This window comes from Vibrio sp. 10N.261.55.A7, from assembly GCF_002877365.1.
In the GTDB taxonomy this organism is placed as follows: Bacteria; Pseudomonadota; Gammaproteobacteria; order Enterobacterales; family Vibrionaceae; genus Vibrio.
On the sequence record NZ_MCWZ01000033.1, the window covers coordinates 1 to 15,472 of the forward strand.

Annotated in this window: 13 protein-coding genes and 1 tRNA gene; 6 read left to right on the forward strand and 8 right to left on the reverse strand. The window is 44.7% G+C overall.

Annotated elements, in window-relative coordinates; all coding sequences use genetic code 11:
* Nucleotides 1-56: 56 nt before the first annotated feature.
* The 5 genes from hutH to hutC form a co-directional block, all read right to left on the reverse strand.
* Complete coding sequence (gene hutH, locus BCU12_RS03650; protein WP_102403030.1) at nucleotides 57-1,589, reverse strand: histidine ammonia-lyase; 1,533 nt, start codon at nucleotides 1,587-1,589, stop codon at nucleotides 57-59.
* Between the two features lie 117 nt (nucleotides 1,590-1,706).
* The gene (hutU, locus tag BCU12_RS03655; RefSeq protein WP_102403031.1) at nucleotides 1,707-3,407 is read right to left on the reverse strand and encodes a urocanate hydratase; all 1,701 of its coding nucleotides are present in this window, start codon (nucleotides 3,405-3,407) and stop codon (nucleotides 1,707-1,709) included.
* A gap of 54 nt (nucleotides 3,408-3,461) precedes the next feature.
* Nucleotides 3,462-4,568 (reverse strand): formimidoylglutamase, encoded by a 1,107-nt coding sequence (gene hutG / locus BCU12_RS03660; RefSeq protein ID WP_102403032.1) that lies wholly within the window; start codon nucleotides 4,566-4,568, stop codon nucleotides 3,462-3,464.
* A 2-nt stretch (nucleotides 4,569-4,570) separates the two neighbouring features.
* Nucleotides 4,571-5,887: an imidazolonepropionase gene (gene hutI, locus BCU12_RS03665; RefSeq protein WP_102403033.1), complete on the reverse strand. Its 1,317-nt coding sequence runs from the start codon at nucleotides 5,885-5,887 to the stop codon at nucleotides 4,571-4,573.
* A 108-nt stretch (nucleotides 5,888-5,995) separates the two neighbouring features.
* Complete coding sequence (gene hutC, locus BCU12_RS03670; RefSeq protein ID WP_102403034.1) at nucleotides 5,996-6,706, reverse strand: histidine utilization repressor; 711 nt, start codon at nucleotides 6,704-6,706, stop codon at nucleotides 5,996-5,998.
* 262 nt (nucleotides 6,707-6,968) lie between these two features.
* On the opposite strand from hutC, the gene yqfB reads away from it, so the two are divergent.
* Entirely contained in the window at nucleotides 6,969-7,286 is a 318-nt protein-coding gene (gene yqfB / locus BCU12_RS03675) for a N(4)-acetylcytidine aminohydrolase (RefSeq protein WP_102403035.1), read from the forward strand.
* Between the two features lie 77 nt (nucleotides 7,287-7,363).
* Here yqfB and BCU12_RS03680 read toward each other — a convergent pair whose 3' ends face one another.
* The gene (locus tag BCU12_RS03680) at nucleotides 7,364-7,714 is read right to left on the reverse strand and encodes an HI1450 family dsDNA-mimic protein (RefSeq protein WP_102403036.1); all 351 of its coding nucleotides are present in this window, start codon (nucleotides 7,712-7,714) and stop codon (nucleotides 7,364-7,366) included.
* Nucleotides 7,715-7,719: 5 nt separating this feature from the next.
* The gene (gene yeiP / locus BCU12_RS03685; protein ID WP_102403037.1) at nucleotides 7,720-8,286 is read right to left on the reverse strand and encodes an elongation factor P-like protein YeiP; all 567 of its coding nucleotides are present in this window, start codon (nucleotides 8,284-8,286) and stop codon (nucleotides 7,720-7,722) included.
* A 132-nt stretch (nucleotides 8,287-8,418) separates the two neighbouring features.
* Between yeiP and BCU12_RS03690 the strand changes: the two genes are divergently transcribed.
* On the forward strand, nucleotides 8,419-9,186 hold the full coding sequence (locus BCU12_RS03690; RefSeq protein WP_102403038.1) for a nucleotidyltransferase domain-containing protein: 768 nt from the start codon (nucleotides 8,419-8,421) through the stop codon (nucleotides 9,184-9,186).
* An 83-nt stretch (nucleotides 9,187-9,269) separates the two neighbouring features.
* On the opposite strand, the gene BCU12_RS03695 is transcribed toward BCU12_RS03690, so the two are convergent.
* Nucleotides 9,270-11,633, reverse strand: coding sequence for a DNA polymerase II (locus BCU12_RS03695; protein WP_102403039.1), 2,364 nt, complete (start codon nucleotides 11,631-11,633; stop codon nucleotides 9,270-9,272).
* A gap of 429 nt (nucleotides 11,634-12,062) precedes the next feature.
* Here BCU12_RS03695 and uvrY point away from each other — a divergent pair, with 429 nt between their 5' ends.
* The 4 genes from uvrY (at nucleotide 12,063) to BCU12_RS03715 (ending at nucleotide 15,452) form a co-directional block, all read left to right on the forward strand.
* Nucleotides 12,063-12,707 carry a UvrY/SirA/GacA family response regulator transcription factor gene (gene uvrY / locus BCU12_RS03700; protein WP_102403042.1) on the forward strand — a complete coding sequence of 215 codons (645 nt, stop codon included), beginning with the start codon at nucleotides 12,063-12,065 and terminating at the stop codon, nucleotides 12,705-12,707.
* Nucleotides 12,707-14,539, forward strand: coding sequence for an excinuclease ABC subunit UvrC (gene uvrC / locus BCU12_RS03705; protein WP_102403040.1), 1,833 nt, complete (start codon nucleotides 12,707-12,709; stop codon nucleotides 14,537-14,539). The genes uvrY and uvrC overlap by 1 nt, the downstream gene beginning before the upstream one ends.
* Before the next feature lie 49 nt (nucleotides 14,540-14,588).
* Nucleotides 14,589-15,146, forward strand: coding sequence for a CDP-diacylglycerol--glycerol-3-phosphate 3-phosphatidyltransferase (gene pgsA / locus BCU12_RS03710; RefSeq protein WP_102403041.1), 558 nt, complete (start codon nucleotides 14,589-14,591; stop codon nucleotides 15,144-15,146).
* Between the two features lie 232 nt (nucleotides 15,147-15,378).
* Nucleotides 15,379-15,452, forward strand: a tRNA-Cys gene (locus BCU12_RS03715).
* Nucleotides 15,453-15,472: the final 20 nt, after the last annotated feature.

A 15,472-nucleotide genomic window follows, 5' to 3' on the forward strand; every position in this document is an offset into this window, starting at 1 on the left:
CCTTTATGACGAGTAACGCATTGACTTATTTATACAGTCTCTAAATTCTGTGTGAATTAATAGCTTGTAAAAATGTGTTTTGGAACCAAGTGGTTATGCACTGCCAGCTTGATTAACGAGTTTGCTTGTTCAATGTCTGGAGCAAAGTAGCGGTCTTTGTCATAGAAAGAGACTTTTTCTCTCAGTATCGCTTTCGCTTCTTCAACGCGAGTGGATGATTTCAATGGTGTTCTAAAATCTAGCCCCTGCGCTGCAGACAAATACTCGACCGCTAAAATGCCACGGGTATTTTCCGCCATGTATTTTAGCCTTCTTGCCGCAAACGTTGCCATGGATACGTGATCTTCTTGGTTTGCTGATGTAGGGAGGCTATCGATTGACGCTGGATGAGCCAGTGTTTTGTTCTCGCTAGCGAGCGCTGCTGACGTCACCTGAGCAATCATAAACCCTGAGTTCACGCCGCCATTATCCACGAGGAATGGTGGAAGCTTGCTTAGTGCGCTATCGATGAGAAGTGCCATTCGCCTTTCTGATAGACTGCCAATCTCCGCAATGGCCAGTGCTAGATTGTCCGCGGCCATCGCAACCGGTTCTGCATGGAAATTCCCCCCAGAGATGATGTCACCGTCGTCGGCGAAAACTAATGGATTATCGGAGACTGAGTTTGCTTCAACTTCTAGCGTTGACGCTGCATTTCGGATTTGTTGTAAACATGCGCCCATGACTTGAGGCTGGCAACGAAGTGAGTAGGGGTCTTGAACCTTTTCGCACGCTGTGTGGGATTCACCCACTTCACTCGTGACATCCAAGATGTAGCGATAAGCCTCAGCCGCGTCCATTTGTGTTCTGTGCCCACGAACACGGTGGATACGTGGGTCAAATGGGCGTCGGCTCCCAAGTGCAGCTTCAACCGTCATAGCGCCACATACGGTGGCTGACGCGTACAAATCTTCGGCGACAAACAGTCCTTCCAATGCGAAGGCCGTAGAGGCTTGAGTACCATTAAGCAAGGCTAGGCCTTCTTTGGGTGCTAACGTGATCGGAGCGATACCCGCAATACTTAATGCTTCTAAACCTGAGATGATTTTTCCGTTGTGTCTTGCTTGTCCTTCACCGAGTAGCACCGTACTCATGTGAGCAAGGGGGGCTAAATCCCCTGATGCGCCGACCGACCCTTTTTGCGGCACACATGGGTATACTTGAGCATTCACTAAATCAATTAAAGCGTTGATCACAGACAGGCGAATGCCAGAATAACCACGCGCTAGGCTGTTGATTTTAAGCACCATCATTAGCCTGACCGTTTCATCAGACATAAGTTTACCGATGCCCGCGGCATGAGAAAGTACAATGCTTCGTTGAAGTGTTTCGAGATCTTCAGGTGCGATGCGCGTGTTCGCAAGAAGCCCAAAACCGGTATTGATGCCGTAGACGGTTCTATCTTCAGCAATGACCTGATCGACCACTTGTGTACTCGCTTCAATTCCAGCAACAGCATCAGGGTTGAGTGACAGGTTAATTGGCGTGCGACTGACTTGTCGTAGCTCTTTTAAACTAATGTGCCCTGGCTTTAGCAGTAGATTTAACATCTTCATAGATCCTTTACTTTTCTTTATTTGGCCCTCAGTCGTGTGGACTCAGGGCTTTATTATTCAATAGCTCGTTAGATGGAGCCGATTATTTAGCCAAATTAGGTAATGTATCGATTACCCTTTTAGCGCACGAAGTTCTTCATTAAGCATAGGCAGATCGAGCCCTTGCTCTGCAGCGCACTGTTTTGCAATGTCGTAACCTGCATCAGCATGACGCATGACGCCCGTTGCAGGGTCGTTATGCAGAACACGTGCAATGCGCTCTGATGCATCGTCACTGCCGTCACAACATATCACCATGCCTGAGTGCTGTGAGAAGCCCATGCCCACGCCGCCGCCATGGTGAAGTGAAACCCAAGTTGCGCCGCCAGCTGTATTGAGTAAAGCGTTCATTAGAGGCCAATCTGACACCGCGTCAGAGCCATCCATCATGCCTTCAGTTTCACGGTTAGGGCTGGCAACTGAGCCAGAGTCTAGGTGGTCTCGTCCAATCACGACTGGCGCTTTAAGCTCGCCATTCTTTACCATTTCGTTAAACGCTTGCCCCAAACGTTCGCGGTCTTTGAGGCCAACCCAACATATTCGAGCAGGCAACCCTTGGAATTGAATACGTTCACGCGCCATATCTAACCAGTTATGCAGGTGCGGGTTATCGGGGATGAGTTCTTTAACCTTCTGATCGGTTTTGTAGATGTCTTCCGGATCACCTGAAAGCGCAGCCCAGCGGAAAGGGCCAATACCTTCACAGAATAATGGACGAATGTATGCCGGAACAAAGCCAGGGAAGTCAAAGGCATTATCTACCCCTTCTTCTAGTGCCATTTGGCGAATGTTGTTGCCGTAATCCAGCGTTGCTGCACCTCGACTTTGAAGAGTTAGCATAGCGTTGACCTGAATGGCCATGGATTCTTTAGCGGCCTTGACGACTTTCGCTTCGTCTTGAGTTCGAATCTCAGCGGCACGTTCCATCGTCCAACCTTGAGGAAGGTAGCCATTAAGTGGGTCATGTGCGGAAGTTTGATCGGTCACCACATCAGGAGTGATGTTTCGTTCCACGAGCTCTGAGAATACGTCGGCCGCGTTACCAAGAAGCCCAACAGAAATAGGGTCATCTGATTCATGAATCATTGCGAGTGCTTCGTCTACGCTGGTGGCTTTTTTATCCACATACCCAGTGCGAAGACGGTAATCAATTCGAGATTCGTCACATTCAACCGCAATCATGGAGAAACCGGCCATTGTGCCAGCAAGTGGCTGAGCGCCGCCCATGCCGCCTAGACCACCAGTCAGAATCCATCGTCCTTTCGCTTTCCCATCGAAGTGCTTCTTCGCGATAGAGACAAAGGTTTCATAAGTACCTTGAACGATGCCCTGTGAACCGATGTAAATCCAGCTTCCCGCTGTCATTTGCCCGTACATCATAAGGCCTTGTTTATCGAGCTCGTTAAAGTGCTCCCAGTTTGCCCAGTGAGGCACAAGGTTTGAGTTAGCAATCAACACTCGAGGCGCGTTTTTGTGTGTAGGGAATACACCGACTGGTTTTCCAGACTGAACCAGCAGCGTTTGGTCGTCTTCAAGCCTTTCAAGTACTTCTACAATCTTGTCGTAGCATTCCCAGTTACGTGCTGCACGTCCGATACCACCATAGACAACGAGTGCATGTGGGTGCTCTGCAACGTCAGGGTCTAAATTGTTCATTAACATACGAAGCGGTGCTTCGGTTAGCCATGATTTAGCACTAAGTTTTGTTCCGTGAGGGGCACGAATAATTCGAGAGGTGTCGAGTCGATTATTTACAGCCTGGCGTTCCGTCATGTAACGATCCTTATCTTTTGTAGGGTGACTAATGAGTATTTATTTGTATTGTTTTTATGGTGTTTCAAAAGGGTTTGAGTTTATGTTTTCAGCCATCGCATTCGCGATATCCCAACACAACCTCGCGGCAAGTCTTGCCGTTTGGCTATCGACATCGTAAGTAGGGTTGTACTCAGCAATGTCAGCGACCATGAGCTTGTTTTTGTAATGAAGAATGCGCTCAAGAAACAGCGCTAATGATTCATAACTCACGCCTCGTGCCGCCGGGGCGCTAACGCCCGGAGCGGTTGAAGCCGGAAAGACATCTAAGTCAATGGTGAGATAGATACAGTCGCAGTTATCAATAAAATGCTGTAATTGCGTTAGGTGATAGATATGGTTGATGTGTGAAAGTTGATGGTCTTCGACATACCAGACGCCAAGATCATCTGCGCGTTTGAACAATGCGGCGGTGTTACTTGCTCGACTGACACCTAGGCACGCGTAGTGGAAGTCCCAGCCATTGTCAGCACAATGCTGATGAATTTGATTGAAAGGCGTGCCTGAGCTTGGTTTCACGTCTGCGTGCTGACTGGTAAAAGCTCGCAGGTCAAAATGCGCGTCAAAATTGATGATGCCTATTTTAGGCTTTGCTGCTGGCTGACTAAGTTGTAGATGATTAGCAAGGCCTAGGAAAGAAGCCCATGCTATTTCATGCCCGCCACCCAGTGTAATAACAGGGCTGTGCTTGAGTGCCGTTGTGATCACTGCTGCTGTTTCTAATTGACTCTGTTCGAGTAAGTCGTCTTCGCAAACGACATTACCTAAGTCTGTAATAGAGGCATCGTTGTGCCAGGCCATGTTGGCGAGAGCGCGGCGAATAAGATCGGGCGCTTTTTTTGCACCAATTCGGCCTTTATTACGAGCGACACCTGCATCGGTAGCAAATCCCAAAATACTCACAGAGTGGCTTGCTTTACTGAGTTCATGAGCTTGTTTCTGTTTAATCACATGATGTACACGCGTGCCTAGATCCCCGTCTTCGCTATCGTGCCTGCCTTGCCAATGAAACTCTTGATTGGTCAGGATGGGATCCGCGTGTTCATTGATTCTGGGCTCATTAAGTAAGGGCTCATTGATTAGCTGGTCACTGGTTAGCTGATCTTTGTTTAAATCGGACATCTTCATTTCCCTCCGCCAGTTTTGCGGTGTGCTGAGTCTCTGTCTACTGTCTCGCTGGGTACCAAGGATTGGTTATCGATTGTGCGATGGTCACTGCCACAAGGGCGGCCATCAATGATGCGTTCAATGAGACGAGGCACACCTACTTGGTAGCTGAGGTCCGCCGGGTGGGGAATATCCCAGACAGCGAAATCAGCATCGAATCCGATTTCGATTTGACCACGAGTTGTTTGGTGGCCGAGTGCTGCAGCTGCATGACAGGTCACGCCGCGAAGGCTCTCTTCCGGGGTTAATCCAAACAGTGTGCAAGCCATATTCAACATCATTGTGATGTCAGCAAAGGGGGAGGTTCCAGGGTTAAAATCAGTTGCGATGGCCATAGGAACTTGGTGCTGTCGAAGTAAATCTATGGGTGGAAGCTGTGTTTCGCGAAGAAAATAGAAAGCGCCAGGAAGAAGCGTCGCGATGGTATTAGAGTTTGATAATGCAATCACACCTTCCACATCGAGATACTCGATATGATCGACAGAAAGGCCATTGTAACGTGCGGTCAGAGCACTCCCGCCAAGATTAGATAGTTGCTCAGTATGCCCTTTGACTTTAAGACCATACTGAGTTGCAGCCTGAAATACTTTTTCCGTTTGTTCGAGGTTAAAACCGATTGACTCGCAAAAGACATCCACTGAAGAGGCCAGTTGTTCTTGCGCGACAAGCGGTATGAGTTCGTTACAAATCAAGTCGATGTATTGGTCTGCTTTACCTTGGTACTCAGGCGGAATGGTGTGAGCGGCGAGCAGGGTGGTTTCTATTTTGATGGCGCAGTGCTGTTCGAGAGCCTTCGCTGCTCGGAGCATTTTAATTTCATCTTGAACAGTAAGCCCATACCCCGATTTGATTTCAACGGACGTCACGCCTGTGCGAGCGAGCCCGTTAATTCTAGGTATGGCAAGCTCAATTAATTGTTCTACCGTTGCTTCTCGTGTTGCGTTTACCGTCGCTAAGATCCCGCCACCTTGCTTGGCGATTTCAGTGTATGGCGTGCCATTAAGGCGCATTTCAAATTCATTCGCTCGATTTCCCGCAAAAACCACATGTGTATGGCAGTCAATTAAACCTGGGGTAACGATGTTATTTTTACAGTCGTAAACAGGATGTTCAGTGTCGTTGTCATGGTTTTTTTCTGATGATTCTGAGATAGAGACGATCTTTCCAGCCTGTACGGTAACCGTTTTAGGCTGGCTGGTTTGGTATCCGCTGACACCGGGTGTCATTGTCACCAAGCGTGCGTTAATGAGCGTTAGGTTATTGAGCGAATCCATCAAAGTTCTCAGTTGTTTAAATGTATATACAATTAATAGTTCAACGGAGACGAGAGGGCAAGGTGAATGTTATGGAAATGTGATCGGTATGTAGTCTATTATTCTGAATTAAAAAAGTATTTTGGAGCTTAACTTGTACTTAGAGGCGGGATGGTAGAGTAATGCAGTGCTGACAAGGCTTTCGTTGCTCCAAGTTCGTCGATTCAAAAGAAGGCACGGTTCTTCACTTAAAAGTGACAAGGCATGACTGACATCCTGGTCGGGGATCACGGCTTCGACAGTGTGTTCAATCGCACTGAGAGGACAGTTCTCGGACAGGTATTGGTTTGGCGTTTTTGTTGAAAAGTCTTGATCTAGGTAGTCAGGGGCATGCTGAGGGTTTACCCAGCGTAACTCAAGTTGGATCGGAGTGTCATTCTCAAAGTGAATGATTTTGCTGTAGTAAACGTTCTTTTTAAGCATGATGCCTAACTGGGTTGCTATCCGGTCATCAGCCTGAATCTCTTGCTGGTGAACAACATAATTGTGGTATTTATTGCCACGAGATTTTACTTCTTCTGCAATGTTTTGAATATCCAATAACGGAGATTGAGCCTTTTCTATTTGCTCACAGACAAATGTTCCCGCTCGTGGTTTACGAACCAGTTTTCCCTGACTAACCAAATCACGAATCGCTTTGTTTACCGTCATTCGACTGACATTAAACTGCTTGGTCAGTTCGATTTCAGTGGTTATCTTGTGTCCGACTGGCCAGTGACCCGATTGGATTTTTTGACTGATAAAATCTCTGATTTGAATATAAAGGGGTGAACTGTCCATGCATGCACTCATTATTAATTGACTATACAATAATGTGTTAATTTGTATGGTAATGCAAATGTGGCTGAGCATAACGTCTGGAAGAGCTAGATGAATGAGCCGTTGTTGATGAAGGTCTGCTAAATACTCAAGTTAGTACTGATATACCATTATAGACGCCCGTACGATGTTATCCGCTGACAGAATAGTTATTCCATCTTAGGTATTCTATCTTAGGTATTGAGGAGTACAATAACCAAACTATAACTAGGGAGATCCAAAAATGTCTTACCCGACACAAATGAGTTTTTTCGAACGCTTTGAAGATGACATCCTTTCTGGAAGAAAAACGATAACGATACGAGATGAAAGCGAGCGGAATTATGCGGTTGGTTCGGTTGTGGATGTGATCACTTTGGAAGAAGGGAAGTGGTTTTGTAAGCTAAAAATTGATTCGGTTGAGCCTCTTTTATTCAGTCAACTTGATGATTTTCATGCCGAGCAAGAGAATATGACGCTTGAAGTGCTAAAAGGCGTTATTCAGGATATCTACCCTGGCATTGAACAGCTTTATGTTATCAGCTACAGATTAGTCGATTAGTCGATTAGTAGAATCAGAAAAGAAAAACGCCAAGCTTTGATGCTTGGCGTTTTTGATAGTGTGTACCTTAAACTCTGTTAGTCACGCTTCCAAAGCATGTGACAGAACTTATGGTCAGGGTCGCGGCTGACTAGCATGCGAGCGAATACATCGTCTAGGACGTCATCTTCTTCGTTGACAAGACCAATACGAATTTCAGCGTATATCTCTTTATCAACTTCAAAGCCAACGTGACCGGCCCAGTCATCACCCGTTTCAACAAGTTCCGCTGCGCCGCGATCTTCAAACTGAGCGGTGAAGATAATCACATCAGCAGGTTCAAGATTATCAGGCGCCATTTCTAAAAAGATATCGTAGGCAACATCGATGGCATCATCATATGAGATGAGGTTTTCATGTTCTTCTGATACTTGATTTTCATCCGACATAATAACTACGCTCGGCTCGTGTATTTGCGTTCAGCAATGTTAACGATCACTCGATCGCCAGTAGCAATGTATTCAGGCACTTGGATTGTTAAGCCGGTTGCAAAGCGCGCTGGCTTTGTACGAGCTGATGCTGATGCGCCTTTAATAGACGGGTCAGTTTCTTCAATCACAAGTTCAACCGTAGACGGCAGCTCTAGGCCCGCGACTTTGTCATCGACGATAACAACGTGCATGCCTTGCGTGTCTTCATTGATGAATAAAAGATCATCTTCAATGTCACTTTTGTTAAACGTGTATTGCGTGTAATCTTCGTTGTCCATAAAGATGTACTCGTCGCCGTCTACGTATGAGAATGTTGCTTGGCGCTTGAACATTTCAACGGTACCAACAACTTCATCTGCTTTCAGACGTTCATCAACACGAGCACCTGTTGCGAGATCAGTACAACGCATCTTGTAAATCTTTGTTCCACCACGGCCACCAGGTGTTGTTACTTCAATGTCTTTTACAAGTAGAGTTTTACCATTAACTTCAATGGCAAAGCCTTTTTTAATTTCACTGGCTCTAGGCATCAGAGGGATCCTTTGTATTTAGTTTGGACGCATTATAGCAAGTAAGTGAAAAGAAGGAATATCTTGATCGAATTCCATTGCTGAGAGATCATAAAGCGAGTTTCCGCTACAGAGCATAATTGACATCTATCCATGACTTTACCTGTTATCGACCCGAAGCAACCCTTTCAGCCGAAATATGACCCTGCGATTCAAGACCTCATAAAGTTTTTAAGAGGGGGACTGGGTGATAATCTCCATAGCGTTTATCTGTATGGAAGTGTTGCTAGAAAAACAGCGAAACCGGGTGAATCCAACCTAGATGTCATCGTTGTCACCAAGCGACCATTTAATGACACGAGAACGACGTTGCTCAACACAATCAAGTGGCGTTTTCAGCAGAGCTTTTCATTTATTACTGAAGTCTCTATTCAAACGACGTTAGTTTCTCAAGTTGCCTCTCTCGACAGCATTTTTTCGTGGGGATTCCAGCTAAGACATTGTTCAGTTTGCGTGTTTGGTGAAGATTTATCTGAGTGTTTTGGTGATTATGAACCCAGCTGGGAAATCGCGAAATATTGGAATGCAGATGTGGGTGATTGGCTTGCTGAGTATCGGAGCCGTATTGTTAGAGCAAACTCTGTTGAAGAGCTCACTAAAGCGCAAAAAATAATCGCAAAGAAATTGTTACGCTCCAGCTATTCATTGGTCATGTACCGAGACAAAAAATGGTTTGATGACCCCAGTGATTGTGGCACTCAGTTTTTACGGTTTTTCCCTGAAAAACATCAAGATATAGAAAGGCTGAATATACTCATGAGCGGGCGAGTTATCGCCAAGCGTTCGGTTATTGGAATACTTGATAGTTATGGAAACTGGTTAGTTGACCAGTATAAAAAAACGGAATTCCGTATTGGTTAGGTAGTGATAATTCTATTTTATTAATAGCCGACTGTGAGTGGTTGTACATCACTGAATACTTAATAGATATGTACGATACTGCGCTAAAAGAGGCCCAGTTGAGGCTCACTGAGGCGAGTAAAGTCTAATTCAATAAAAGGCAGTATGGCATCTGCTACGGGCTTGAGCTGCTTATCGATGTAATGCTGATAGTCTATCGCGCTTTTTATATACTCTTTGGGCTCAGGGCCATTAACGGTAATGAGATACTCAATGCGGCCTTTATTTTGATATTGGAGTGGGCGCCCTAGTCGTTGATTAATATCGTCAGCCAATCTGGCTGCCCTGACTTGTGGTGGGATATTCTTTTGATACTCATGCAGTTTGCGCCTTAGGCGCTTTTGGTAGACAAGTTGATCGTCGTGCTGGCCTGCCAGTGTTTCTTCTACAAATTGCCTTACGTAACTCTTAGGGCATTCTCCGTGGAAAACCATTTTATATAATTGTCGTTGGAATATTTGGGAAAGCGGTGTCCAATCGGTACGTGCACTCTCTAACCCTTTGAAGACAATCTTCTGATTTTCTGCGCCACCAATCAGTCCAGCATAACGCTTTTTAGAGCCCGTCTCTTCTCCACGAATGGTTGGCATAAGAAACTTTCGATAATGGGTCTCGTACTCGAGTTCCAAAATAGAGGTGAGCTGATACTCATCTAATAAATGTTGTGTCCACCATTGGTTTATTTTGTTAACCAGTGCTTTGCCGACTCTATCGGCCTCCTCTTGCGTGCACGCGTTATTGAGAGACACAAATGTGGAATCAGTATCGCCGTATATCACTTGATAACCAGACTCCTCAATGAGAACTTTGGTTTGCTTCATGATTTCGTGTCCACGCATCGTGATACTTGATGCAAGGCGAGTATCGAAGAAGCGGCACCCAGATGAACCAAGTACGCCGTAAAACGAGTTCATAATGATCTTAATGGCTTGAGAGAAAGCCTGCTCATTGTTTTTCTTTGCCACATCTCTAGCTTGCCACAGTGTTTCGATCATTTGCGGAAGAAAGTGTTTGCTTCGATGAAACTGCCCACCACGAAAACCAGCTACCGCTTGTTCATCGCTTTTACCTAATTCAAGTTTTAACCCTTCTATCAGCCCTAAAGGATCAATAAGGAATGAACGAATAATAGAGGGATAAAGGCTTTTGAAGTCCAAAACTAAGACTGAATCATATAGACCAGGTTGTGAGTCCATTACGTATCCACCAGGGCTCGCTAACCAATTCTCAGGCTCTAAATTTGGCGCGACATAGCCTGCTCTATGCAGTTGGGGGAGATAGAGGTTGGTAAAGGCCGCAACCGAGCCACCAATTCTGTCCAGTTCCACACCGGTGAGTTTTGAGCGCTCAATGGCAAAGTCGAGAAGGTGAGTCTTCTCGAAGATGCGGTTTACCAAGACACAATCTTGTAAGTTGTATTTTGCTAATGACGGTTTATCTTGACGAAACATACGATTAATCTCGTCCATGCGATCATGAACGTTATGGATGTCTTTTCCTTCCCCTAGCATTTCTTGTGATACGGACTCTAATGACCAAGACCGAAAGTGATATGTGGCCGTTTTTAGCGTATCGATACCGTCCATTACGACTCGACCTGGTATCGTGATAAAGCTTTGTTGAGTAGTTAAAGATGACCGGAAATAGCTAGGTTGATTCGCTCGTCCTAAAATTAGCCTAATATCGTGAAATTGGGCTCGTTTGTGCAGCAGACGAAAATCAAAATCAATGACATTCCATCCAATGATGACGTCAGGGTCAAACTGGTGAAACCAACGAATCAGAGCGTTTAGAAGAGCGGCCTCATCTTTAACCCATTCAATTGGCGTTTGACTTGATTCTTCTTCGCCAATCATGATGACGCGACTGTCCATTTCACTATCAAGCCCGATAGAGTACAAAATGCCTTTTTCCGAGCATTCAATATCTAAAGAAACGACATTCAACTTAGGCGTATAGTTACCTTGTCGACATTGAGCTTGAGTAATTCGACGATGAGTTTTTCTGTCGCTTTCTAAACCTGTAAATTCAATACCACCTTGAATGAACCGCTCCATAAGATAGCGATCCGCAAGTCGAATATCCGACTCATAGGTGTTGATGTCACTGTTTCTTAGAGTCGTTACGAGACGTTGACTCTCTTTGGTGGTATTGCAATAACAGGCGGTGAGTGGTGTAGAGTCGAATGTTTGAAGCTTAAGCGGCTTAAAGGTTGCACTTAGCTCAACTTCTCTGGAGAGCTTTAACGCAGTAGATTCGTCTTGTTGAGCAATAAAGAAAACAGGCTTTTCTTTGTTAACAATGAGTTGCGTTGGACCTTGAGGGGTAGCAAGCCACAATTCTATTTGAGTTTGAAGGCCGATATCTCTGGCCTGACGAGTCAGCAAAAATCCGTTCGATACACTCAAAAATGACCCTTATTGGTGAGCAAGCTACTTTTTTAGCAAATAATATTGCTATTAATAGTAACAAACAAAGTGAGCTGAGACAGCTCAATCCTCGTTTGTATAATTTACTGTATGTTATTCGAACAAATTGTTTGTTTATCAATACAAAAGGCTAAATAGTCGAGCTAAGTTCTCCTTTTTAATTTGAATTTCTGTTAGTGTAGCGGGGTCGTTAGGTCATAGTTTTATATGCGTTTAACGACTTAGTAAGATAATTTATACTTGCTAAAGTTAATGTTTAGGCACATATTCAGGGTACCTAAAATTCCCACGTTGAAAGAGTGTTTCGGGGTGTTTTAGATTTTCTGATATAGATAAGCTAAACAACGAAGCTGTTATCCACTGCCTAAGGTGGGTGCAGAGCCAATTAATGAGTGTGGAGATACAAGTTTGATAAGTGTTTTCCTTGTAGATGATCACGAGCTGGTTCGCACAGGGATACGACGTATTATTGAAGACGTCCGTGGTATGAACGTAGCAGGGGAAGCTGAAAGCGGTGAAGATGCAGTAAAATGGTGTCGCAATAATCATGTTGACGTCATTTTAATGGATATGAATATGCCTGGTATTGGTGGCCTTGAAGCGACCAAGAAAATTATACGATTTAACCCAGACATAAAAATCATTGTTTTGACTGTTCATACAGAGAATCCGTTTCCAACAAAAGTGATGCAAGCCGGAGCGGCAGGTTACCTAACTAAAGGTGCTGGGCCCGATGAGATGGTGAATGCAATTCGAATGGTGAATAGCGGGCAACGCTATATTTCTCCTGAAATCGCACAGCAGATGGCTCTCAGCCAATTCTCGCCAGCGTCAGAGAACCCATTTGCAGATTTATCAGAACGTGAACTTCAAATCATGATGATGATTACGAAAGGTCAAAAAGTAACTGATATCTCTGAACAACTGAATTTAAGTCCTAAAACGGTCAATAGTTATCGCTACCGTCTATTTAGTAAGTTAGACATTAGTGGTGATGTGGAATTGACCCACCTCGCAATTCGGCATGGGATGCTAGATACAGAGACCTTATAGTGCCTCACTCTTTTGATTCTGTTTCTTTTCTAAAAACTGTCACAAATCAGCCCGGTGTTTATCGAATGTATAACACCGAGGCTGTTGTCATTTACGTCGGTAAAGCGAAAGATCTCAAAAAACGCTTAACGAGTTACTTTCGTAAAAACGTCGACAGTGAAAAAACCAAAGCGCTTGTCTCTAATATCGATAAAATTGATGTTACGGTGACTCATACGGAAACCGAAGCGTTAATCCTCGAACATAATTATATTAAGCAGTACTTGCCAAAATATAATGTCCTCTTACGCGATGATAAATCTTACCCTTATATCTTTGTTAGCGGTCATAAGCATCCACGGCTGTCGATGCATCGAGGTGCGAAAAAGAAAAAGGGTGAGTATTTTGGTCCGTATCCTGAATCTGGCGCGGTTCGTGAAACACTCCACCTTTTGCAAAAGATCTTTCCCGTCCGTCAGTGTGAAGACACGGTTTATAGTAATCGCACGCGACCTTGTTTGATGTATCAAATTGGTCGATGTGCGGGGCCTTGTGTTTCCAGCATAATATCGACGGAAGACTACGATGAAATCGTTGGTTATGTTCGTCTTTTTTTGCAGGGAAAAGATAAACAGGTTTTGGAGTTATTGATTGAAAAGATGGAGCAGGCGAGTCAACAGCTCCGTTTTGAAGATGCCGCGAAATTTAGAGACCAAATTCAAGCCATCAGACGTGTACAAGAGCAGCAGTTTGTCTCTGATGACAGTATGGATGATATGGACGTGCTAGGTTTCTCTCAAGAAAATGGTATCGCTTGTATCCATATTTTGATGATCAGGCAGGGCAAGGTACTCGGCAGTCGTAGTCATTTCCCCAAAATTCCGAATAACACGACACAAGAAGAAGTGTTTTACAGCTTTCTAAGCCAGTATTACCTTAGCCATAATGAAGCTCGAACAGTGCCTAATCGTATTGTGCTAAATGGTGGACTGGTGACAGATACAGCTTCGCTTCAAGATGCTCTAAGTGGTATTGCGGGTAGAAAGGTGCACTTTCACCTAAACGCGACAGGTATTCGAGGTCGTTATCTTAAACTCGCCAATACAAACGCATTGACGGCCATTACCACGAAGATTAACCACAAAATGACTATCTCTCAGCGATTCAAAGCCCTGAGAGAAGTCTTGGATGTTGAGAGTATTTCCCGGATGGAATGTTTCGATATCTCTCATACGATGGGAGAAAGTACGATTGCTTCTTGCGTGGTGTTTAACCATGAAGGCCCAGTGAAACAAGAATATCGTCGATACAATATAACGGGCATTACAGGCGGTGATGATTACGCCGCAATGGGTCAGGTGTTAGAGCGCCGTTATTCAAAGCAGCTTGATGTGGATAAAATTCCCGACATTATCTTTATCGATGGCGGTAAGGGCCAACTCAACCGAGCACTAGAGATAGTGAGTAAATATTGGGGAGATTGGCCAAAACAACCCAAACTGCTGGGCATAGCTAAAGGGGTGACTCGCAAACCTGGTTTAGAGACACTGATAACCACTGATGGTGAAGAGTTTCATTTACCCAGTGATGCTCCAGCGCTTCATTTGATGCAACATATCCGAGATGAAAGCCATAATCACGCAATAGCCGGACATAGAGCGAAACGAGGAAAAACTCGTAGAACAAGCCCGTTAGAAGGAATTGAAGGTGTTGGTCCAAAACGCAGACAGGCTTTATTGAAGTACATGGGTGGATTGCAAGAATTAAAGCGTGCAACTGTTGAAGAAATCGCCAAAGTGCCAGGTGTAAGCCATTCTTTGGCAGAAAACATTTATCAAGCATTGAAACAATAGCAAAAATCCCGCAACATAAACGCGCAATGAATAAGAGCTTTATAATAATATGCGTTTAAATATCCCTAACATTTTGTCTCTACTACGACTTTTTCTCATTCCAGTTTTTGTCGTGGCTTTTTATCTTCCATATAGCTGGGCACCATTTGCCGCTGCCATGATTTTCTGGGTCGCCGGATTCACTGATTGGTTGGATGGCATGCTGGCTCGCAAATTAGGCCAGACGTCTCGTTTTGGTGCGTTCATCGACCCTGTTGCTGATAAGGTACTCGTTGCAACAGCATTGATACTGATTACCGATGATTACCACAGTATTTGGATTACCATTCCAGCCGTAGTCATGATTGCTCGCGAGATCATCATTTCAGCACTTAGAGAGTGGATGGCTGAAATAGGGAAGCGCGCCAGTGTTGCTGTCTCTTGGGTGGGTAAGGTGAAAACGGTTTGTCAGATGTTTGCGCTCTGGGTTCTTATCTGGCAATACGATGATTGGATGGTTTGGCTAGGATATGCTTCCATCTATATAGCGATGATTTTGACGTTCTGGTCTATGGTTCAATACCTAATGGCAGCAAAAGACGATTTACTCAACGAAGAACATCAATAAAGAAACGGGCATCAGCCCGTTTTTTATTTTGTATTCTATTTTCAGTAGTTTAATCCTAGTTATTGGACATTTAACGGCTATATAAATGTTCAATATGAGGCTTATTGAATGGAAATTAGCCAAACGATTCAAAAAAGAGAAAATAGTGTTGACTCATCTGACTGAATCCGTAGAATGCATCCCGTACCCAAGAGGAACGCTCATTAAAAAGCGAACTGAATGTGGTTACGGCGGCGTGTTGGCAGAGTGGCTATGCAGCGGATTGCAAATCCGTGGACCTCGGTTCGACTCCGGGACGCGCCTCCATTTGCGATACTAGCTCAGTT